General features: G+C 74.1%; 17 protein-coding genes and 1 riboswitch. Of the genes, 6 read left to right on the top strand and 11 right to left on the bottom strand.

From position 1 onward, the window contains the following. Positions 1-14: 14 nt before the first annotated feature. The 10 genes from cobI to AB0927_RS38320 form a co-directional block, all read right to left on the bottom strand. Positions 15-764 (bottom strand): precorrin-2 C(20)-methyltransferase, encoded by a 750-nt coding sequence (gene cobI / locus AB0927_RS38365; protein ID WP_366672483.1) that lies wholly within the window; start codon positions 762-764, stop codon positions 15-17. Continuing rightward, positions 761-2,143: a cobyrinate a,c-diamide synthase gene (locus tag AB0927_RS38360; RefSeq protein ID WP_366672482.1), complete on the bottom strand. Its 1,383-nt coding sequence runs from the start codon at positions 2,141-2,143 to the stop codon at positions 761-763. The genes cobI and AB0927_RS38360 overlap by 4 nt, the downstream gene beginning before the upstream one ends. Continuing rightward, on the bottom strand, positions 2,137-2,736 hold the full coding sequence (cobO, locus tag AB0927_RS38355) for a cob(I)yrinic acid a,c-diamide adenosyltransferase (protein WP_366672481.1): 600 nt from the start codon (positions 2,734-2,736) through the stop codon (positions 2,137-2,139). The genes AB0927_RS38360 and cobO overlap by 7 nt, the downstream gene beginning before the upstream one ends. Beyond that, positions 2,736-4,769 (bottom strand): putative cobaltochelatase, encoded by a 2,034-nt coding sequence (locus AB0927_RS38350; protein WP_366672480.1) that lies wholly within the window; start codon positions 4,767-4,769, stop codon positions 2,736-2,738. The genes cobO and AB0927_RS38350 overlap by 1 nt, the downstream gene beginning before the upstream one ends. After that, the gene (cobN, locus tag AB0927_RS38345; protein WP_366672479.1) at positions 4,766-8,422 is read right to left on the bottom strand and encodes a cobaltochelatase subunit CobN; all 3,657 of its coding nucleotides are present in this window, start codon (positions 8,420-8,422) and stop codon (positions 4,766-4,768) included. The genes AB0927_RS38350 and cobN overlap by 4 nt, the downstream gene beginning before the upstream one ends. Beyond that, positions 8,419-9,927: a cobyric acid synthase gene (locus tag AB0927_RS38340; protein ID WP_366672478.1), complete on the bottom strand. Its 1,509-nt coding sequence runs from the start codon at positions 9,925-9,927 to the stop codon at positions 8,419-8,421. Before AB0927_RS38340 ends, cobN begins: the two co-directional genes overlap by 4 nt. Continuing rightward, a complete protein-coding gene (locus tag AB0927_RS38335) occupies positions 9,924-10,913 on the bottom strand; it encodes a cobalamin biosynthesis protein (protein WP_366672477.1) in 990 nt (329 codons plus the stop codon). The genes AB0927_RS38340 and AB0927_RS38335 overlap by 4 nt, the downstream gene beginning before the upstream one ends. 98 nt (positions 10,914-11,011) lie before the next feature. Next, positions 11,012-11,155, bottom strand: a riboswitch (cobalamin riboswitch). Positions 11,156-11,302: 147 nt separating this feature from the next. Then, positions 11,303-11,530, bottom strand: coding sequence for a hypothetical protein (locus AB0927_RS38330; protein ID WP_366672476.1), 228 nt, complete (start codon positions 11,528-11,530; stop codon positions 11,303-11,305). A 46-nt stretch (positions 11,531-11,576) separates the two neighbouring features. Next, positions 11,577-12,836 (bottom strand): inorganic phosphate transporter, encoded by a 1,260-nt coding sequence (locus AB0927_RS38325; RefSeq protein WP_366672475.1) that lies wholly within the window; start codon positions 12,834-12,836, stop codon positions 11,577-11,579. Positions 12,837-12,990: 154 nt separating this feature from the next. Then, positions 12,991-13,746, bottom strand: coding sequence for a lysozyme (locus AB0927_RS38320; RefSeq protein WP_366672474.1), 756 nt, complete (start codon positions 13,744-13,746; stop codon positions 12,991-12,993). Positions 13,747-13,942: 196 nt separating this feature from the next. Between AB0927_RS38320 and AB0927_RS38315 the strand changes: the two genes are divergently transcribed. The 3 genes from AB0927_RS38315 (at position 13,943) to AB0927_RS38305 (ending at position 17,494) form a co-directional block, all read left to right on the top strand. Beyond that, the gene (locus tag AB0927_RS38315) at positions 13,943-14,623 is read left to right on the top strand and encodes a class II aldolase/adducin family protein (protein WP_366672473.1); all 681 of its coding nucleotides are present in this window, start codon (positions 13,943-13,945) and stop codon (positions 14,621-14,623) included. Positions 14,624-14,776: 153 nt separating this feature from the next. Further along, positions 14,777-15,904 (top strand): alpha/beta fold hydrolase, encoded by a 1,128-nt coding sequence (locus AB0927_RS38310; protein WP_366672472.1) that lies wholly within the window; start codon positions 14,777-14,779, stop codon positions 15,902-15,904. Between the two features lie 330 nt (positions 15,905-16,234). After that, positions 16,235-17,494, top strand: a complete 1,260-nt coding sequence (locus AB0927_RS38305) for a hypothetical protein (RefSeq protein WP_366672493.1) — start codon at positions 16,235-16,237, stop codon at positions 17,492-17,494. A gap of 22 nt (positions 17,495-17,516) precedes the next feature. Here the strand turns inward: AB0927_RS38305 and AB0927_RS38300 are convergent, their stop codons facing one another. Next, entirely contained in the window at positions 17,517-17,930 is a 414-nt protein-coding gene (locus AB0927_RS38300) for a VOC family protein (protein ID WP_366672471.1), read from the bottom strand. A 181-nt stretch (positions 17,931-18,111) separates the two neighbouring features. Here AB0927_RS38300 and AB0927_RS38295 point away from each other — a divergent pair, with 181 nt between their 5' ends. The 3 genes from AB0927_RS38295 (at position 18,112) to AB0927_RS38285 (ending at position 21,187) form a co-directional block, all read left to right on the top strand. Next, the gene (locus AB0927_RS38295) at positions 18,112-19,710 is read left to right on the top strand and encodes an ABC-F family ATP-binding cassette domain-containing protein (protein WP_366672470.1); all 1,599 of its coding nucleotides are present in this window, start codon (positions 18,112-18,114) and stop codon (positions 19,708-19,710) included. Between the two features lie 335 nt (positions 19,711-20,045). Beyond that, positions 20,046-20,267, top strand: coding sequence for a helix-turn-helix domain-containing protein (locus AB0927_RS38290; RefSeq protein WP_004002281.1), 222 nt, complete (start codon positions 20,046-20,048; stop codon positions 20,265-20,267). Between the two features lie 116 nt (positions 20,268-20,383). Beyond that, entirely contained in the window at positions 20,384-21,187 is an 804-nt protein-coding gene (locus AB0927_RS38285; RefSeq protein WP_366672469.1) for an enoyl-CoA hydratase/isomerase family protein, read from the top strand. Positions 21,188-21,345 lie beyond the last annotated feature (158 nt).

The following is a 21,345-nucleotide window of genomic DNA, read 5'->3' as shown; positions in this document are numbered from 1 at the left end:
CGGCCCGGCAGCGCTCACAGCTTCCCGCCCCGCCTGCCGTCCCGCCGCGGCGGCGCGATCAGCGTCGAGAGATACGGCAACGGCGCACCGTCCAGCTCCGCGGCCGGCCGCACCGACTCCTCCGGCAGCCCCAGCGCCGACCCCCACACCGCGTCCGCCAGCCGCCCGGCCCGCGCCAGCGCCCCGGCGACCTCGGCGGCCTGCCGCCCGAACTTGTACGCCACCACCGTCCCCGGCCCGGCCAGCGCCTCCTCCAGGACCGCCGCCCCCGCCGTCACCGGCACCAGCGTCAGCGGCTCGGTCCCCTCGGTGAGCACGGCACCGGAGCGCGCCGCGAGCTCCTGCATGGCGGTGATCCCCGGCACGCTCTCCACCACGACCCCGGGCACCAGCTCCACGATGGTCTGCGCGAGATAGGTGAACGTCGAGTACACGTTCGGGTCCCCGATGGTGGCGAACGCGACCGACCCGTGCCGCCCCAGCAGCCGCGCGACCCGCTCGCCCGCCGCGTCCCAGGCGGCCTCCCGGCGCGCCCGGTCGCTCCGCTCGTTCAGCGCGAACACCACGCGCACGATCTTCTCCGCGGGCACGTAGTGCGCCACGGTCGCCTCGGCGCGCCCGGGCTCCCCGCCGTCCGCCCCGTCGGAGGCGGCCATCACCGGTACGACGACCACCTCGGCCGCCCGCAGCGCGTTGACCCCCTTCACGGTCACCAGCTCCGGGTCCCCGGGACCGACCCCGACACCGATCAGCCTGCTGCTCATGACGTCCGGCACCTCTCCACGAACCGACGGGCGACACCGGGCTCGGACGCCCAGTGCGTGTGCAGATAACTCGCGTGCACGCCCCGCTGTACAAATCCCTCGACCCGCCGCTCCGGGCCCCGGACACCCCAGGCGGGCGCGGCACCGGCGCCCGGTTCGACCACGGTGCGATGGAACTCGTGCCCCCGCATCCGCGTCCCCGCGCCGGCCAGCACGCTGTCCCCGACGGCCACGGCGTCCCGGTACCCGAGCGTGAGCCGCTCCGTCATCCGTGCCCCGGCGTCCAGCACGCCGCACATCGGCTGTCCGTCCAACTCCCGGCAGAGATAGAGGAGTCCGGCGCATTCGGCGGCCACCGGGGCGCCGGACGCGGCGAGCCGGGCGACGGCCTCGCGCAGCGGCTCGTTGGCGGACAGCTCGGCGGCGTACACCTCGGGGAAACCGCCGCCGACGACCAGCCCGGCGGTGCCGTCGGGCAGCCGCCCGTCCCGGAGCGGGTCGAAGGTGACGATCTCGGCGCCCGCGGCGGCGAGCAGTTCGGTGTGCTCGGCGTAGGAGAAGGTGAAGGCGGGGCCGCCGGCGACGGCGACGCGTGGCCCCGGCCGCCCGGGCGACCGGGAGGGGCGGTCGTGGGCGGGCGGCTCCGGGGACCAGGGCGCGGACCCCGCGGGGAGGGGGCCGGCGGCGCGGGCCAGCCGCTCCAGCGCGGGCAGGTCACAGCCGCGGGCCACCAGCGCCGCCATCTCCGCGACGGCGTCGAGGGCGGCGGCCCGCCGTTCGGCGGCCGGCACCAGCCCGAGGTGCCGGGCCGGCGTCGACACCGACGGAGCCCGCCGCAGCACCCCGAGGACCGGCACCCCCACCGAGTCGAGTGCTTCCCGCAGCAGCTCCTCGTGCCGTTCGGAACCGACCTTGTTCAGGATCACGCCCCCGACCCGCACCAGCGGATCCCACGACACGAACCCGTGCACCAGCGCCGCCACCGACCGCGACTGCGCCGACGCGTCCACCACCAGCACCACCGGAGCCCGCAGCAGCTTGGCCACCTGCGCGGTGGACGCCAGCTCACCCTCCCCGGCGGCACCGTCGTACAGCCCCATCACGCCCTCGACCACGGCGAGGTCGCACCCTCGCGCCCCGTGCAGGAACAGCGGGGCGATCAGATCGGGGCCGCACAGATACGCGTCCAGGTTCCGTCCCGGCCGCCCGGTCGCGAGCGAGTGGTACCCGGGATCGATGTAGTCCGGCCCGACCTTGTGCGCGGACACGGCGAGCCCCCGCGCGGCGAACGCGGCCATCAGCCCCGTGGCCACGGTGGTCTTGCCGCTGCCCGACGAGGGCGCCGCGACGACCAGCCGAGGCGTCGACGGCGTCACCACTCGATGCCCTTCTGGCCCTTCTGCCCCACGTCCATGGGGTGCTTGACCTTGGACATGTCGGTCACGAGGTCGGCGAAGTCCACGAGCCGGCCCGGCGCGTTCCGCCCGGTGATCACCACATGCTGGGTGCCCGGCCGGTTCCGCAGCACCTCCACGACCTCGTCGGTGTCCACCCACCCCCAGTGCATCGGGTACGCGAACTCGTCGAGCACGTAGAGCCGGTACGTCTGGGCCGCAAGGTCCCGCTTGACCTGCGCCCAGCCCTCCCGCGCCTTCTCCTCGTTGTCCATCTGCGCGTCCCGCTGCACCCAGGACCAGCCCTCGCCCATCTTGTGCCAGTCGACGCTCCCGCCCTCGCCGGAGGCACCGAGCACGCGCAGCGCGTTCTCCTCGCCGACCTTCCACTTCGCCGACTTGACGAACTGGAACACCCCGATGGGCCACCCCTGGTTCCAGGCCCGCAGGGCGAGCCCGAACGCGGCGGTGGACTTCCCCTTGCCGACGCCCGTGTGCACCACGACCAACGGCCGGTTACGGCGCTGACGGGTCGTCAGCCCGTCGTCCGGTACGACACTCGGCTGCCCCTGCGGCACTACGCGGCCCTCCTCGACGTCCCCTGCACATCCCGCACCAGCCCGGCGATCGAATCCGCCCGCAGTTCGTCCAACGTGACGGACTCCCCGCCCAGTTCACCCGCGAGCCGCCCGGCGAGCCCGAGCCGCACCGGCCCCGACTCGCAGTCCACGACCACCGAGGCGACCCCCTCGGCCGCGAACAGCCGCGCCGCGCGCCCGGCGAGGGCGACCGGCTCCGCCCCGCCCGCCGCGCCGCCGGCCGTCGCCCGACCGTCGGTCACCACGACCAGCAGCGCCCGCCGCGCCGGATCCCGCAGCCGTTCCACCCGCAGCACCTCGTGGGCCCTGAGCAGCCCGGCCGCCAGCGGGGTACGTCCGCCCGTCGGCAGCGACTCCAGCCGCACGGCCGCCGCGTCGACCGAGGACGTCGGCGGCAGTGCCACCTCGGCGCCGGAACCCCGGAAGGTCACCAGACCCACCTTGTCCCGCCGCTGATAGGCGTCGAGCAGCAGCGACAGCACCGCGCCCTTCACGGCGCCCATCCGCTGCCGGGCCGCCATGGAGCCGGAGGCGTCCACGACGAACAGCACGAGATTGCCCTCGCGCCCCTCCCGGCTCGCCTGCCGCAGATCGTCCCGGCGGATCACCAGCCCGGGCCCGGAGCGGCCGCGCGCCCGCTGGTACGGCGCCGCCGCCAGCACGGTCGCCGCCAGGTGCAGCCTGGTGAGGGCCCCCTGCGGGCGCCGCGCCCCGGTCGTCCGCCCGTGCTCGGTCCGCGCCCGTGACCGCCGTCCGGCGGCACCCTCCCCGATCCCGGGCACGCTGAGCACCCTGGCCCGGAAGGGCTCGGCCGCCCGCACCGGGGACTGCTCGGCCGGACCGGCGCCCGCGGCCCGCGGTTCCCCGCCCTCACCGGCCTCCGGGCGCGCGGCGGTGTCCCCGCCGCCCTCCGGCCCGGAGCCGGGCGCCGGCTGCCCGCCCCCGCCGCCCCCGCCGGGACCGTCCGGATCGTCGTCGCCGTCCCCGTCGTCCGTGCCCTTACCGGCGGACCGCTCCAGCGTCTCGTCCAGCTTGTCCTCGTCGAGCCCCGGCGCGTCGAAGGGGTTGCGCCGCCTGCGGTGCGGCAGCGCCAGCAGCGCGGCCTGCCGCACGTCCTCGGCGAGTACTTCGGTCCGCCCCGCCCACGCGGCCAGCGCGGTCGCCGTACGGGCCATCACGATGTCGGCGCGCATGCCGTCCACCTCGAAGGCCGCGCAGGTCGCCGCGATCTGCCGCAGCGCCGCGTCACCCAGCCGTACCCGAGGCAACAACTCCCGTGCCGCCGCGATCCGTTGCCGCAGGGCGGCCTCTTCGCCGGCCCACCGCGCGGCGAACCCGGCGGGATCGTCGTCGTAGGCGAGCCGCCGCCGGACGACCTCCACCCGCTGATCGGGCTCCCGCGAGGCCGCGACCTCCACGGTCAGTCCGAAGCGGTCCAGCAGTTGCGGCCGCAGCTCGCCCTCCTCCGGGTTCATGGTCCCGACGAGCAGGAACCTGGAGGCGTGCCGCACGGAGACGCCCTCGCGCTCCACGTACGAGGCACCCATCGCCGCAGCGTCCAGCAGCAGGTCGACCAGGTGGTCGTGCAGGAGGTTGACCTCGTCCACGTACAGGATCCCGCGGTGCGCGTCGGCCAGCAGCCCCGGCTCGAACGCCTTCACGCCCTCCGCGAGCGCCCGCTCGATGTCCAGCGCGCCGACCAGCCGGTCCTCCGAGGCGCCGACCGGCAACTCGACCATCCGGGCGGGCCGTTCGGTCCCCGGCCCCGCCTCGTGCGGACCGTCCGGACACGCCGCGTCCGGCGCCCCCGGAGCACAGGAGAACCGGCACCCGGGCACCACGGCCACCGCCGGCAGCAGCGCCGAGAGGGCCCGCACGGCCGTGCTCTTCGCGGTGCCCTTCTCGCCGCGCACCAGCACCCCGCCGACCGCCGGGGACACGGCGTTCAGCAGCAGCGCGAGCCGCAGATCGTCCTGGCCGACAACGGCCGTGAAAGGAAAGGGAGTCGTCACTGGTCGTCGCCCTCCAAGTCGCCTTCCAGCTCCAGATAGGTGGCGCGCAGCCGCTCCAGCGTGTCCGCGTCCGGCTCGGCCCACAGGCCCCGGTCCGCCGCTTCGAGGAGCCGTTCGGTGATGCCGCGCAGCGCCCACGGGTTGGACTTCTTCATGAAGGCGCGGTTCTCCGGATCGAAGACGTACTCCGCGCCGAGCCGCTCGTACATCCAGTCGTCCACCACACCCGCCGTGGCGTCGTACCCGAACAGGTAGTCCACGGTCGCGGCCATCTCGAAGGCGCCCTTGTAGCCGTGTCTGCGCATGGCCGCCATCCAGCGCGGGTTGACCACCCGCGCCCGGAACACCCGGTGCGTCTCCTCGCCCAGCGTGCGCGTCCTCACCTGGTCCGGCACGGCCGAATCGCCCACGTACGCCTCGGGGTTGGCGCCGGTCAGATGCCGCACCATGGCCACCATGCCGCCGTGGTACTGGAAGTAGTCGTCGGCGTCGACCAGGTCGTGCTCGCGGGTGTCGACGTTCTTCGCCGCCACCGCGATCCGCCGGAACGCCGTCTCCATGTCCCCGCGCGCCGCCCGGCCGTCCAGACCCCGCCCGTACGCGTAACCGCCCCACACGGCGTACACCTCGGCGAGATCGGCGTCCGAACGCCAGTTGCGCGCGTCGATCAGCGGCAGCAGGCCCGCGCCGTACGCGCCCGGCTTGGAGCCGAAGATCCGGGCCGTGGCGCGCCGCCGGTCACCGTGCTCGGCGACGTCCTCCTCCACGTGCGCCCGCACATGGTTGGCCGACGCCGGTTCCGCCAGCTCGGCCACCGCCCGCACCGCGTCGTCGATCAGCCCGACCACGTGCGGGAACGCGTCCCGGAAGAAGCCGGAGATGCGGACCGTGACGTCGATGCGCGGGCGCCCCAGCTCCGCCGGCGGGATCACCTCGAAGCCCGTCACCCGGCGCGAGGCGTCGTCCCACACCGGACGGCAGCCGAGCAGCGCCAGGATCTCGGCGATGTCGTCGCCCTGGGTACGCATCGCGGACGTGCCCCAGACCGTCAGGCCGACGGACTGGGGGTACTCGCCGGTGTCGGCCAGGTACCGCCGCACCAGCGAGTCGGCGAGCGACTGCCCGACCTCCCAGCTCAGCCGGGACGGGATCGCCTTGGGGTCGACGGAGTAGAAGTTGCGGCCGGTCGGCAGGACGTTCACGAGGCCGCGCGTCGGGGAACCCGACGGACCCGCCGGGACGTAACCGCCGTCCAGCGCCCGCAGGATGTGCCCGATCTCGTCCGTGGTCCGCGCGAGGCGCGGCACGACCTCGTCGCACGCGAACTCCAGCACGGCCACCGCCTCCGGCAGCCGCACGCCCCCGAGCGCCGCCCGCACGACGTCCCCCACGGCCTCGCGCGCCCAGCCCCGGGCCTCCAGGTCCTCCGCGATCCGCCGGCACAGCCGCTCCAGCAGATCGATCGCGTCGGCGGCCGTCCGCGCCGGACCGTCCACCAGGTCCGTCAGCTCCGCCGGCACCTTCGCGGGCGCGCCCGGCTCGGCCAGCAGCTCCTTCTCCACCAGCCCGAACCGGTCCGCCAGACAGGCCCTGAGCCCCGGCAGGGCGTTCGCCCGGCCGCCCCACACCTGGGAGGCGCGCAGCACGGCGAGGACGAGGTTGACGCGGGGCTCGCCGACCGGGCCGCCGCCCAGGACGTGCAGGCCGTCGCGGATCTGTACGTCCTTGATCTCGCACAGGTAGCCGTCGATGTGCATGACGAACTCGTCGAACGCGTCGTCGTCCGGCTGCTCGGCCACGTGCAGGTCGTGGTGCAGCTCGGCGGCCTTGACCAGGGTCCAGATCTGGGCGCGCACGGCCGGGGCCTTCGCCGGGTCGAGGTCGGAGACGAGCGCGTACTCGTCCAGGAGCTGCTCCAGCTTGGCGAGGTCGCCGTAGGTGTCGGCGCGGGCCATCGGCGGCACCAGGTGGTCCACCACCGTGGCGTGCCCGCGCCGCTTGGCCTGGGTGCCCTCGCCGGGGTCGTTGACGATGAACGGGTAGATCAGCGGCAGTTCGCCGAGCACCGCGTCCGGTGCGCAGCCGCGCGACAGGCCGAGGCCCTTGCCCGGCAGCCACTCCATCGTGCCGTGCTTGCCCATGTGCACCACCGCGTCCGCGCCGAAGCCGTGCTCCAGCCAGCGGTAGGCCGCCATGTAGTGGTGGGAGGGCGGCATGTCGGGGTCGTGGTAGATCGCGATCGGGTTCTCGCCGAAGCCGCGCGGCGGCTGGATCAGCACGACCACGTTGCCGAACCGCAGGCACGCCAGCACGATGTCGTCGCCGTCCACGTACAGGCTGCCCGGCGGCTCGCCCCACGTCTGACGCATCGCCTCCCGCAGCCGCGGGTCCAGCTCCTCGAACCAGGCCCGGTAGTCGGCCAGCGGCACCCGCGCGGGCGCGGCGGCGAGCTGCTCTTCCGTCAGCCACTCCACGTCGTGGCCGCCCGCCTCGATCAGCCGGTGGATCAACTCGTCGCCGCCGGAGGGGTATTCGGTGAGCCCGTATCCGGCGTCGCGCAGCGCGTCCAGCACCCGGACCGCCGACGCGGGCGTGTCCAGTCCGACCGCGTTGCCGACGCGGGAGTGCTTGGTCGGGTACGCGGTGAAGACCAGCGCGACGCGCTTTTCCGCGTTCGGCTTGTGCCGCAGCCGTGCGTGCCGCTCGGCGATCCCGGCCACCCGCGCGGCCCGCTCGGGGTCGGCGGCGTACACCGGGACCCCGTCGGGGCCCTGCTCCTTGAAGGAGAACGGCACGGTGACCAGCCGGCCGTCGAACTCCGGGATCGCCACCTGCATCGCCGCGTCCATGGGGGACAGGGCCGCGTCGGACTCCTCCCACGCCGCGCGCGAGGAGGTGAGGCAGAGCCCTTGCAGGACCGGGATGCCGAGGTCGGCCAGCGCCCCGACGTCCCAGGACTCCTCCTCCCCGCCCGCCGACGCCTGCGCGGCGTGCGTGCCGCCCGCCGCGAGCACGGTGGCCACCAGCGCGTCGGCCCGGCCCAGCAGCTCGTACAGGCCCGGGTCCGCGCCGCGCAGCGAACCGCAGTAGACGGGATGGGCGTTGGCGCCCCGTGCCTCGATCGCCGCGCACAGGGTGTCCACGAAGGCGGTGTTGCCGCTGAGTTCATGGGCCCGGTAGAAGAGCACGCCCACCGTCGGGCGGCCGTCCTGGACTTCGTGCGCGCCGTGGACGCCGTACTCCGGCATCCGGCGCGGTTCCTCGAAGCCCTCGCCGGTCAGCAGCACGGTGTCGGACAGGAACCGGGACAGCTCCCGCAGGTTGCCGGGGCCGCCCTCCACCAGGTAGCGCAGCGCCTGGGCCACCACACCGGCGGGCACCGTCGACGCGGCCATCAGCTCCGCGTCCGGCACCGTCTCGCCGCCCAGCAGCACCGCCGGGACGCCGGAGGCCGCCAGCGCGGCCAGTCCCTCCTCCCAGGCGCGCCTGCCGCCGAGCAGCCGTACGACGGCGAGGTCGGCGCCCGCCAGCAGCCGCGGCAGTTCCTCCGCGACGTCGACCCGGGTCGGATTGCCGATCAGGTACCCGGCGCCGGAGGCCCGGGCCGCCAGCAGGTCCGTGTCGGCGGTCGACAACAACAACACTGTGCTCATGCGGGCGCTCCCGGTGGGATGAAGGGCAGTCCTCGCGGCGCGCCGGACTCGATGAGCCGCCACAGCGCGTCGGTGTCCGCGTGCTGTTCGATCAGGTCGCCGAGCCGGTCGAGCTGCTCCTCGCGCAGCGCGGCGAAGGACGTGTCCGGCGCGGGGGTGAAGCGGCGGCCCGCGGCGGCGGCCACCTCGCGCAGGAAGGCGCGGCGGAAGCCGTCCGACTCCAGCGAGCCGTGCCAGTGGGTGCCCCAGGTCGCGCCCACCCGGCAGCCGTCCAGGAAGGCCTCCCCGCCGGTGACGCGGGCCACGCCGTGATGGATCTCGTACCCCTCGACCGGCTCGCCGAGGGCCCGGCCGCGGGGCCGGGCGAGGGTCTTCTCGCGGGCGAACCGCACCCGCACGGGCAGCAGCCCGAGCCCGGGGACGGCGCCGGCGCGTGACTCCACCTCGTCCTCGATGTGCTCGCCGAGGATCTGGAAGCCGCCGCAGATGCCGAGCACGGGCCGGCCGGCGGCGGCCCGCTCGGCCAGGGCGCCGGCGAGACCCCGCTCGCGCAGCCACGACAGCGCCCGGACCGTGCCCCGGGTGCCGGGGACGACGGCCAGGTCGGCGTCGGCCAGTTCCTCCGGGCGGTCCACGAACCGCACCACGACGCCCGGTTCGGCGGCCAGCGCGTCCAGGTCGGTGAAGTTCGACATCAGCGGGATCGCGCACACGGCGACCCGCAGCACGTCCTCGCCGGCCGGGGCGGCGACGGCCGGCTCGCGCACCGACCCGCGCAGGGAGAGGCGGAGTCCGTCCTCCTCGTCGATGCCGAGTCCGTGCCGGAACGGCAGCACGCCGTACGTCCGCCGCCCGGTGAGCCCCCGCAGCATGTCCAGGCCGGGCTCCAGCAGCGAGACGTCGCCGCGGAACTTGTTCACGAGGAACCCGGCGACCAGTTCCTGGTCCTCGGGCGACAGCAGCGCGAGGGTGCCGAAGAAGGAGGCGAAGACGCCCCCGCGGTCGATGTCGCCGACGACCAGCACGGGCAGCCCGGCACCGCGCGCGATCCCCATGTTGACGATGTCGGTCCGGCGCAGGTTGATCTCGGCCGGGCTGCCCGCCCCCTCGCAGATCACCGCGTCGTACCGGCCCCGCAGTTCGGCCAGGCAGTCCAGCACCGTGCCGAGCAGCCGCTGCTGGCGCCCGCCGTGGTAGCCGCGCGCGCTGAGTTCGCCCACCGGCCTGCCCAGCAGCACCACCTGGCTGCTCTGTTCGCCGCCCGGCTTGAGCAGCACGGGGTTCATCAGCGCGGTCGGCTCGATCCGGCATGCCTGGGCCTGCATGGCCTGGGCCCGCCCGATCTCGGCGCCCTCACGGGTGACGAAGGAGTTGAGGGACATGTTCTGCGCCTTGAACGGCGCGACCTTCACGCCCTGGCGCGCCAGCCACCGGCAGATCCCGGCCGTCACGACGCTCTTGCCGGCGTCGGAGGTGGTGCCGGCGACGAGGAGACCACCGTTCACTTCGCGTGTCCTTTCCGCCCGCTGACGCCGCTGACGCCACGGACGCCGCTGACGCCGCTGATCAGGAGCCGCGCGGCGACGGTGGTGCCGAGCGCGAGCAGGCCGACGCGGCGGGAGAGCCGTACCGCGCGGCCGATGTCGGTGACCCGTACGGCCCGTCCGGTGGCGCCGTTGAGCACCGGGCGGTGCTCGACACGGCCGCCGTAGGAGAGGGTGCCGCCGAGGCGCACGCCGAGGGCACCCGCGAAGGACGCCTCCACGGGACCGGCGTTGGGGCTCGGATGCCTGCGGGCGTCCGCGCGCCAGGCCCGCACCGCGCCGCGCGGGTCGGGTCCGGCGACGGCGGCGAGTACGGCGGTCAGCCGGGCCCCCGGCCAGCCGGCCACGTCGTCCAGGCGCGCGGCCGCCCAGCCGAAGCGGCGGTAGCGGGGAGACCGGTGACCCACCATCGCGTCCAGGGTGTTGGCGGCCCGGAAGCCGAGCAGCCCCGGCACCCCGGCGGCCGCGCCCCAGACCAGGGCGCCCACGACCGCGTCGGAGGTGTTCTCGGCGACGGACTCGACCACGGCCCGCGCGATGCCGTCGGCGTCCAGCGCCTGCGGATCCCGGCCGCACAGGTGCGGCAGCCGGGCGCGGGCCGCCTCGACATCCCCGGCCGCCAGGGCGTCCCCGATCGCCCGGGCCTCGCGGGCGAGGGAGGTGCCGCCGACGACGGCCCAGGCGGCCGCGGCGGTCAGGGCGACGGAGGCGGTGGGGGAGGGGCGTACGGCACGGGCGGCCAGCGCTCCGAGCGCGACGGCGCCCCCGGCGCACACGGTGGTGTGCAGGGCGCCCCAGCCTCGGTGGTCGTGCCACAACGCGCCCTCGGCAGCGGCGGCCGCCCGTCCGAACGCGGCGACCGGGTGCCCGCGGCGGGGATCGCCGAGGAGCAGGTCGCCGAGGAGTCCGGCGGCGGCGCCGTACGCATATCTGCGATCGGCGGCCATCGGCTCAGCCGGCCGTGGGCACCGCGACAGTGGTCCGGGTACTGGTCCTTCGGCAGCCGAGCATGGCGATGTGTCCTCACTCAGGGTGTCCGCGCCCTGGTTCGACGTGATCCGGCGGCGAGAGTTCCTGGCTTCCGGGGGGTTCTTCCCCGGTGACAGTGGCGGGACCGCGCCGGATTCGCACCGGCTTCCTCTCCTGCTGCCGTATATGGCCCAGGCAGTCCACCACGCTCCCGGAAGAACCGTCAACTTGCCGTTGACCTGCGGGAGTGTGCAGATTCCCACATCAGGGGGGTGGCCGGACATGCCGAAGGCTCCCCTGCCGCGGGTGGCGGCGGGGAGCCTTCGGGGGTCTCGGGGGACCTGAGGGGGCCTCGCGGGCCCCGGGCTCAGGACTTGGCGAGGATCAGGACGATGCCGTACGCCACCGCCGCGGCGCAGGCCGCGAAGCAGACGTAGGCGCCGGTGACGGCGAGCGTGGCGGAGCCGCCCTCGGCCGCGGCCTTCTCGCGCCGGGCCAGGCCGTTGACGCCGAGGGTGAACAGGACCACCAGGCCCACGGTGAACGCGAGGCTGACGCCGAAGACGGAGCCGATGGCCGCCCAGTCGATCTTCATGGGAACGCTTCCTTGGTGAACGGGGCTCGGTGAGCGGGGCTCGGGATCAGACGGTGGCGGCCGGCGGGACCGCGGAGGCGGCGGGGGCCGTCGGGTCGGTGGCCGGGGCCGGGATGGTGGCCGTCAGGCCGTCGGTGAGCGCGCCCGCCGGGGGCGGGGTCACCGCGGCGATGGCGGTGGTCACCACACCGGACGGCTCCGGGCTCCCCTCGGCGACCACGTTGGTGTGGTCGATGACCTCGCGCCGGGACAGCCTGTAGATCCAGGCGCTCGCGGCGACCAGGAAGACGGCGACCACGGCGGTGCCCCAGTCCCCGAGTTCGGTGACGGCCTCGGCGCCCGCGCCGACCAGCGCGGCGGCCGGCAGGGTGAGCACCCAGGCGACGGCCATCCGGGTCGCGGTGGACCAGCGGACCACACCGCCCTTGCGGCCCAGACCCGAACCCATCACCGCGCCGGAGACGACGTGGGTGGTGGAGAGGGAGAAGCCGAGGTGCGAGGAGGCCAGGATGGCGGTCGCGGCGCTGGTCTGCGCGGCGAAGCCCTGACGGGGCTCCAGGTCGGTCAGGCCGGTGCCCATGGTGCGGATGATGCGCCAGCCGCCGATGTAGGTGCCGAGCGCGATGGCCAGGCCCGCGCAGAGGATCACCCAGGTGGGAGGGTTGGAGCCGGGGGCGATGGCGCCGCCCGCGATCAGCGCGAGGGTGATGACGCCCATCGTCTTCTGCGCGTCGTTGGTGCCGTGCGCGAGGGAGACCAGCGCGGCGGAGGCGACCTGGCCGGCGCGGTAACCCTTGCGGGTGGCCTCGCCCTCGGCCTTGCCGCCGATGCCGTAGGAGCACCGGGTCGCCACCAGTGCCGCGATGCCCGCCACGACCGGCGCGGCGACCGCGGGCAGCAGCACCTTGGTGACCAGCACCCCGCCGTGCACCGCGTCGAACCCGGCGGAGGCGATGGCGGCGCCGATCAGACCACCCATCAGGGCGTGCGAGGAACTGGAGGGCAGGCCCACCAGCCAGGTCAGCAGGTTCCAGAGGATCGCGCCGACCAGGGCGGCGAAGATGACCTCGGGACGGATGCCGCTTTCGTCGACGAGACCCTTGGAGATCGTGTTGGCGACCTCCACGGAGAGGAAGGCCCCCACCAGGTTGAGGGTGGCGGACATGGCTACCGCGAGCTTCGGCTTCATGGCGCCTGTGGAGATGGTGGTGGCCATCGCGTTCGCGGTGTCGTGGAAACCGTTCGTGAAATCAAACGCGAGTGCGGTGACCACCACAATCGCGAGGATCAGCGAGAAGCTTTCCATTTACCCAGGCAATCGTTCGAGGTCGGTGTCCGGATGAACGTAGGCAACCTGGGTGAACGGAAGATGAACTGAGGCGGGCACGAGGGTGTCCGCATCGGGGGTGCGGGACTCCGCTTGTCCCTCCCGGAGCGGACGTGCCCAGAGCCCCCTTGGGCTACCAGCCCGCCGCGAACGCCCGCAGCCTGCCGAAGGTGCCGCGGAAGAGATTCTGGTCACCCGGCAGCCGGCCGGAGGTGGCGTACTGCCAGAAGGTCCAGTGCCGCCAGCCGCCCGGCAGCGAGCCCGGCTCCGAGGCGTCGTGGCGGGCGACCCACAGCGGGTGGCGGGAGGCGAAGGCGTGGCTGTCGCCGGTGCACAGCCTCCACCACTGGTCCGTGGTGTAGATCACAGGGCGGCGGCCGGTCTCGCGCAAAACCTCGTCGCTGAAGGACCAGATCCAGGCCGTCATGCGCCTCTCGCTCAGGCCGTAGCACTTGTCCCTCGCGCGGTACGGGTCGTATTCGATGTCCAGCGCGGGCGGCAGCGTCCAGCCGTCGGCCCGCCAGTCCCCGCCGTGCTCCACGAAGTACCTGGCCTGCCTGGCGCCGGAGGACTCGTCCGGCAGCGCGAAGTGGTAGGCGCCGCGGATCAGGCCGGCGTCGCGGGCGCCGTCGTACTGCTGGTGGAAATAGGGGTTGTGGTAGTGCGTGGACTCGGTCGCCTTGACGTAGACGAAGCGCGCCCCGCCGGCCTGGGCGGCCGGCCAGTTCACGCGCCTCTGGTGGGAGGAGACGTCGTGGCCCCCGGGCCGGCTCGCGGGCCGGCCCGGGGGACCCGCCGAGGCGCCGGCGGCGCAGGTGAGGACGAGCGCCGCGGCGGCCGCCGCGAGGGCGCCGGCGCGGCGGCGGAGGTGAGTGCGGTCACGGGCCATGTGCCAACTCCCCGGGGTGACGGACGACCAGGTCGCCCGGCGGGCAAGGAGGGCTCATTCAAGGGCGGACGCTCGGCGAATTGGCGCAGATTCATGGTGTCTGGTGCGATATGAACCCTTTTGGGGGTTCCGAGACTCGGACAGAAGTGCGGCGACCGCGCCCTATGGGGTAGGGGCGGCTGGCAGGATCGCGGACATGACCTCGAAGCTGCGGGAGACGGGCGGAGAAGTGCGCGAGGAAGCGGCGCAGCGGTGGGCGGCACTGGTCGCGACGGCGCGGCGGAGCGTCGCCGACGGGCTGGTCGTCGGCACCTCGGGCAATGTCTCCGCACGCGTCGGGGACGTGGTGCTCGTCACCCCGTCGGGCGTGCCCTACGACCGGCTCACCCCGGACGACATCACCGGCGTGGACCTCACCGGCCGTCAGGTGCTCGGCTCGCTGGTGCCGACGAGCGAGCTGCCCATGCACCTCGCCGTCTACCGCACCACCGACGCCCGCGCGATCGTCCACACCCACGCCGTGCACGCCACCGCGGTCTCCATGCTGGTCTCCGAGCTGCCGCTGGTCCACTACATGGCCGCCGCCCTCGGCGGACCCGTGCGCGTCGCGCCGTACGCCACCTACGGCACCGACGAGCTGGCCGCGCACATGCTCCGCGCCCTCGACGGCCGCTCCGGCTGCCTCCTGCGCAACCACGGCACCCTCACCTACGGCGCCACCCTCGACCAGGCCTACGACCGCACCGCCCAGCTGGAGTGGATGTGCCGCCTGTGGCTGACCGCCTCCTCCGTCCCGGGCCTGACCCCGTCTCTGCTGACGGAGGCACAACTCGCCGAGGCCGGGGAACGCTTGAAGGGATACGGCCAACGGAGGTGACCCGTGCCCCGCAGCTTCCCGAACCGCGGCCCGGCCGCGATCCCGCACCCCTCGTTCCTTTCATTCCTTTCGTCCTCTTCATTCCCTTCGTCTCCTTCACCCCGGTCCGCCTCTCCACTGGCCGGGCGCCGCACCCCCCGTGACACTGGTCCCGTGCGCCCCCTCAAAGCGACCGCCGCCGCGGTCACCGCCGCCGTGGCCGCCGGCCTGGCATCCGTGGCCGCCGGCCGGCTCGCCAGCGATGTCGCGCTGAAGGCGACCGGCAGCGGGCCGCTGCCCACCGAGCCGCGGCTCACCGTGCACGACGCGGCGGCCGGGCAGCTCACCCTCACCCGGGACCTGGCCTCGCTGCGCCCCGGCACCTACGGCCTCGCGGGCGACGGCTCGCACGCGGTCGTGGGGCCCGTGCTGGAGACGGCACGGCACACCGCCGACACCGTCGTACGCCGCCTGGAGCGCGTGACGCACGGCACCCTCGCGCCCGGCGACCCCGTCTGGTTCACCCCCAACCTGTACGTCGGCAACCCGAGCACCGCGCTCGGCCTCGACCACGCCGACGTGGACGTGCCCGGCGAACTCGGCTCGCTGCCCGCCTGGTTCCTGCCCGGCGACCGGGACACCTGGGTGATCGCCGTGCACGGCCTCGGCACCACCCGCGAGCACGTCATGAACCTCATGGGCTTCCTGCGCGCCCGCCGCCTTCCGGTTCTGGCCCTCGCCCACCGGGGCGACCTCGGCGCCCCCCGCCCCGCGGACGGCCTGAACCACTTCGGCGAGACCGAGTGGCGCGACGTGGACGCGGCGATCCGCTACGCCGTCCGCTACGGCGCCCGCCGCGTCCTCCTGCTCGGCTGGTCCACCGGCGCCACCATGGCGCTGCGCGCCGCGGAGCACTCCGCCGTGCGCGACCGCGTCGCCGGGCTGGTCCTCGACTCGCCGGTGCTGAGCTGGGAGGCGACGCTGCGCGCCCTCGCCCGCGCCCGGCGCACCCCCTCGCCGCTGCTGCCGCTCGCGGTGCGGGCCGCCCAGGGCCGCGCCGGCCTGCACGCCGACCGGGTCGCCGAGATCACCGACCCCGAGCGGCTCGCCGCCCCGACCCTGATCATCCACGGCCCCGGCGACCTGGTCGCCCCCTGGGAGTTCTCCCGGCTGCTCGCCGCGCGCCGCCCCGACCGCGTCGCCCTGCACACCGTGCCGAACGCCCCGCACGCGGCGATGTGGAACCCGGACCCCGCGGCGTACGAGGAGCGGCTACGGCGCTTCCTGACCCCGCTGGTGTGACGGCGCACGCCGGGGCGCACCGGACGCGTCCCGAGCGGTCACCGCCGTTCCGGTTGCGGTCGTGCGGTTGGCCGAAAGTCGTCTACGCACCCCCTGTGGAACCCGGTGCGTTGGCCAGCCCCGTCGCCCGCCGTGACATTCCGTTTGGGTTTTCGGACCGTCAACCGGAAGACTGCCCCTGTGACGTCCCGTATCCCGCGCGACTCCAGGCTCCGACTCGTCCGACCTCGACCCCTGGCCGCCGCCCCCAGAGCTGTGAACCAGCGGCGCCCGCGCCGCCCCGCACCCCGGCCGCCGGAGGGCACCCCCGCCGCCGCCGAGCTGGCCAGAATGGCCCGCACCGGGCTGGCCGGCGCGGTCCGCGTCGCCCGCTGGGCGGACAACGCCCTGGGCCCCGGCCGTGACGCCGCCACCGCCGACGGCAAGGCCACCCTCTCCGCCGCCACCGCCGACCGCGCCGCCGCCGACCTCGGGCTCACTTCCGGCCAGGTCCGCGCCGACTGGGACACCGCACGCCTGGCCGGACTGGTCGAGGTGCACGGGGACAGCGCGCGCCCCGGCTGGCGGCTGCGCGCCTGGGACCGCGACGACAGCGCCGTGCTGCGCGGCTGGGTCGCCCTCTTCGACGCCTGGTCGCTCGCCCTCCCCGAACCGGAGGGACACGAGCCGGCCGCCGTCGCGGAGACCGTCTCCGCCATGCCGCAGGTGCTCTCCTTCCTCCAGTTGTCCGCCGGCCCCGTCCCGGTCGAACAGTTGCTCGACCTGCTCCAGCAGCGGGTCACCGAGCTGCGCACCGAACGCTGCGAGGTCCCCTACGAGTCCGGCGCGGAGCCCCCCGCCGAGCCCGCCGGGAGCCCGGACGCCCCGCCCGCCTCCCTCGCCCCGCTCCTCGACTGGGCGCTGGCGGCCCTCGCCCACGTCGGCGCCCTCACCTGCGACGCCGGCCAGGCCACCCTCACCCCGCTGGGCAGCTGGGCGGTGTGGGTCAAGCTGGAGCAGATCTGCGTGGCCGCCCAGAGCCCGGCCGGCAACATCGAGCAGTCCGCCGAGGACATGCTGCGCGGCTGCGCCCAGCTCCGCCCCAACGCGGCCCGCGCCGAGTACCGGGCCTGGCTGGCCGCCCGCACCGTCGGCAGCGCCGTCTCCGAGCTGATCGACGCCGCGCGCGGCGAGGACGCCCTGCTGCGCGGGCTGGCCTTCGAGGCGCTGCGCGTGGTCGGCGCGCCCGCCGAGCCCGACGTACGCGCCGTGGTCGACGAGCCGACGCTGCGGCCGTACGCCCTGCTGTGGCTCGCCGAGCACGACGGCCTCGACCCGGAGGACGCCCACGAGGTCCTCACCCGCGAGGAGGCCACCTGGCTGTGGGTGGACACCGCCGCGGCCGTCGCCGACCACGGCGAGGCGCCGATGCTGGTCCGGCACCTGGAGTCCGCGGTCCAGCCCACCGTGCCCCGGCTGCTCGACGAGGTCCGCGCCGTCGGCCACCCCCGCACCGTGCAGGTCCTGGTCGCCCTCGCCGCCGCCCACCCCGACCCGGCCCTCGCCAAGGCCGTGCGCCGGGCCGCGTTCCAGGTGCACACCGGCGGGTGAGGGACCCGCGCCCGCCGGCGCCTCAGACCCCGATCTCCGGCGCGTACGTCCCGAAGCTCCACAGGTTGCCCTCGACGTCCCGGGCCAGGTAGTCCCGCGAGCCGTAGTCCTGGTCCGTCGGGGGCACGAGGATCTCGACGCCGTGCGCCACGGCCCGCTGGTGGTGGGCGTCCACGTCGTCCACCACCACGTACACCCCGGCGGGCCCCGCGTGCCTCATCGCCGTGTCGAACGGGCCGCCGCGGCCCTTGGAGGCGATCATCACCGCGCCGTTGCCCTGGACCAGCTCGGCGTGCAGCACCTTGCCGCCCGCCGCCTCGTACACCGTCAGCTCGGTGAAGCCGAGGCCCTCCGTGAGCTGACGGATCGCCGCCTGCGCGTCCGCGTACAGCAGCGTCGGGCAGATGCCCGGCCGTCCCCCACCCATTCCCGCCATGCGGATCACTCCTCCCGTCCACGGAAGTTCTCCCCGGCCCGCCGCCCGGCGATGCGGACCCGGGAAAACAGCTTGCACGGCCCCGTTAGACTTCTCCCATGGCCATTCTCCTCGCGCATTAGACGGCGGGAACGTCCTCAGCCGCCCACCTGCCAACCTCTGTACGCCCAGGAGTCTGTCCGTGATCTCCGCCACCGGAATCGAGCTGCGCGCCGGCGCCCGCATCCTCATCGACAACGCCACCTTCCGCGTGACGAAGGGCGACCGCATCGGCCTCGTCGGCCGCAACGGCGCAGGCAAGACCACCCTCACCAAGTGCCTGGCCGGCGAGGGCGTCCCCGCGGCCGGCACCATCACCCGCTCCGGCGAGGTCGGCTACCTCCCGCAGGACCCCCGCACCGGCGACCTGGACGTCCTCGCCCGCGACCGCGTCCTGTCCGCGCGCGGCCTGGACGTCCTGCTGCGCAAGATGCGCGAGAACGAGGAGCGGATCGCCAACGGCAAGGGCGCGACCCGCGACAAGGCGATGAAGCAGTACGAGCGCCAGGAGACGGAGTTCCTCACCAAGGGCGGGTACGCCGCCGAGGCCGAGGCCGCCACCATCGCCGCCGCGCTGAACCTGCCCGACCGGGTGCTCGGCCAGCCGCTGCACACCCTCTCCGGCGGTCAGCGCCGCCGTATCGAGCTGGCCCGCATCCTGTTCTCGGACGCGGACACCCTGCTCCTGGACGAGCCGACCAACCACCTCGACGCCGACTCGATCATCTGGCTGCGGGACTACCTGAAGACCTACCGCGGCGGCTTCATCGTGATCTCCCACGACGTCGAACTGGTCGAGACGGTCGTCAACAAGGTGTTCTACCTGGACGCCAACCGCTCGGTGATCGACGTCTACAACATGGGCTGGAAGCTCTACCAGCAGCAGCGCGAGGCCGACGAGAAGCGCCGCAAGCGCGAGCGGGCCAACGCCGAGAAGAAGGCCGCGGCCCTGAACGCGCAGGCCGACAAGATGCGCGCCAAGGCCACCAAGACCGTCGCCGCGCAGAACATGGCCCGCCGCGCCGACAAGCTGCTCTCCGGCCTCGATGCGGTGCGCCAGTCCGACAAGGTCGCCAAGCTCCGCTTCCCGGAGCCCGCGCCCTGCGGCAAGACCCCGCTGATGGCCGAGGGCCTGTCGAAGTCGTACGGCTCGCTGGAGATCTTCACCGACGTCGACCTCGCCATCGACAAGGGCTCCCGCGTCGTCATCCTCGGCCTCAACGGCGCGGGCAAGACGACCCTGCTGCGCCTCCTCGGCGGCGTCGAGCAGCCCGACACCGGCCGGGTCGTCCCCGGCCACGGCCTCAAGCTCGGCTACTACGCGCAGGAGCACGAGACCCTCGACCCCGGGCGCACGGTCCTGGAGAACATGCGCTCGGCCGCCCCGGACATGGACCTGGTCGAGGTCCGCAAGGTGCTCGGCTCGTTCCTGTTCTCCGGCGACGACGTGGACAAGCCCGCGGGCGTCCTGTCCGGCGGCGAGAAGACCCGCCTCGCGCTCGCGACCCTGGTGGTCTCCTCCGCGAACGTGCTGCTGCTGGACGAGCCGACCAACAACCTCGACCCCGCCAGCCGCGAGGAGATCCTCGGCGCGCTGCGCACCTACAAGGGCGCGGTCGTCCTCGTCACCCACGACGAGGGCGCCGTGGAGGCGCTCCAGCCCGAGCGGATCATCCTGCTGCCCGACGGCGTCGAGGACCTGTGGGGCTCCGACTACGCGGACCTCGTCGCCCTGGCGTGATCGAAAGTCTGATCCACTGAGTATGGATCATTCGGCCGAGCCGTGATCCATCATCTGTGTGAGATCTCCTCATATCAGGGTGTGTCGTACACCGATTTCCCGGCCGATCCCTTGTCCAGCAAGGGGTCGGCCGTGGCGCGTCCCTGACCTGGCACTTCGCGGATCCACTCGTTCGGCCCCGACGGCGGAAGACCCTGGAATAGGGCGTTCCGCTTGTGGGGGTCCGCTCCTGTCGTCACAACGATGTCTCACCGACCTTGCCGAATGGGTGGCCATCACGCCCCGGAGGGGTGATCATGAGGAGACCAGAGCGCACTTCCCATGAGGAGGCACGGGTGGCCGAGACTCTGAAGAAGGGCAGCCGGGTGACCGGCGCCGCGCGCGACAAGCTCGCGGCAGACCTGAAGAAGAAGTACGACTCCGGTGCGAGTATCCGAGCACTGGCCGAAGAGACCGGCCGCTCGTATGGCTTCGTACACCGGATGCTCAGCGAGTCGGGCGTCACGCTGCGTGGGCGTGGCGGAGCGACCCGGGGCAAGAAGGCCGCTTCGTCCTGACTCCGGGCGGCCATCGGCTTCGATGGTGGCCACCCGGTCGGCGTACCGACCGGCCGGGTGGTTACTGTGCAGTCACTTAGCTCCGCTTCGCTGACCGCACCCATCGGAGGCGCCCCATGGCCACGCCCGACCAGGACCTCGCTCCTGTACTCGACAAGGACGGCGTACGGCTCACCGTCGACGACGCGCTCGCCACGGTGACGCTGACGAACCCCGCCAAGCGCAACGTCCAGAGCCCCGCTCTGTGGCGGGCGCTCGCCGAGGTCGGCCGGCTGCTGCCGGGCTCCGTCCGCGTCGTGGTGCTGCGCGGCGAGGGCAAGTCCTTCTCCGCCGGGCTGGACCGGCAGATGTTCACCCTGGAGGGGATCCCGGGCGAGCCGACCTTCACCGATCTCGCGCGTCGTGACGATGCCGGGCTCGACGCGACCATCGCGGAATTCCAGGAGGCGTTCACCTGGTGGCGGCGCAATGACCTCGTGTCCGTCGCCGCCGTCCAAGGACATGCCATCGGCGCCGGGTTCCAGCTGGCGCTCGCCTGCGACCTGCGGATCGTCGCCGACGATGTGCAGTTCGCCATGCGCGAGACCAGCCTCGGCATCGTCCCCGACCTGGCCGGCACGCATCCGCTGGTCGGCCTGGTCGGGTATGCCCGCGCGCTGGAGATCTGCGTGACCGGCCGCTTCGTCGGCGCGCAGGAGTCGGTGGCGTCGGGCCTCGCGAACCTGGCGGTGCCGGCAGCCGACCTCGACGGTGCCGTCAGGGACCTGACCGCCGCGCTCGTGGCCGCGCCGCGGGACGCCGTCGTCGAGACCAAGGCGCTGCTCAAGGGCGCGGCCGGCCGTTCGTACGACGACCAGCGGGCCGCCGAGCGGGCCGCCCAGGGCCGCCGACTGCGCGACCTGGCCGGCCTCGGCGAATGAGCCGGGCCGGGCGGGACCTTCGAAGCACGCCCCAGCCCAGCCCAGCCCTGGCCCAGCCCTAGCTGTATTGACCCGTGAGGTTGGGGACGCGGCTGGCGGGTGGTTGGCCTTTCAGCGCGGTGTGTCCGCGGTGGTGATTGTAGGTGTGCAGCCAGCCG

The organism is Streptomyces sp. NPDC048106, from assembly GCF_040706415.1.
GTDB lineage: Bacteria > Actinomycetota > Actinomycetes > Streptomycetales > Streptomycetaceae > Streptomyces.
Note: the sequence above shows the minus strand (reverse complement) of the source record. Positions and strands in the feature narration are given on the sequence as shown.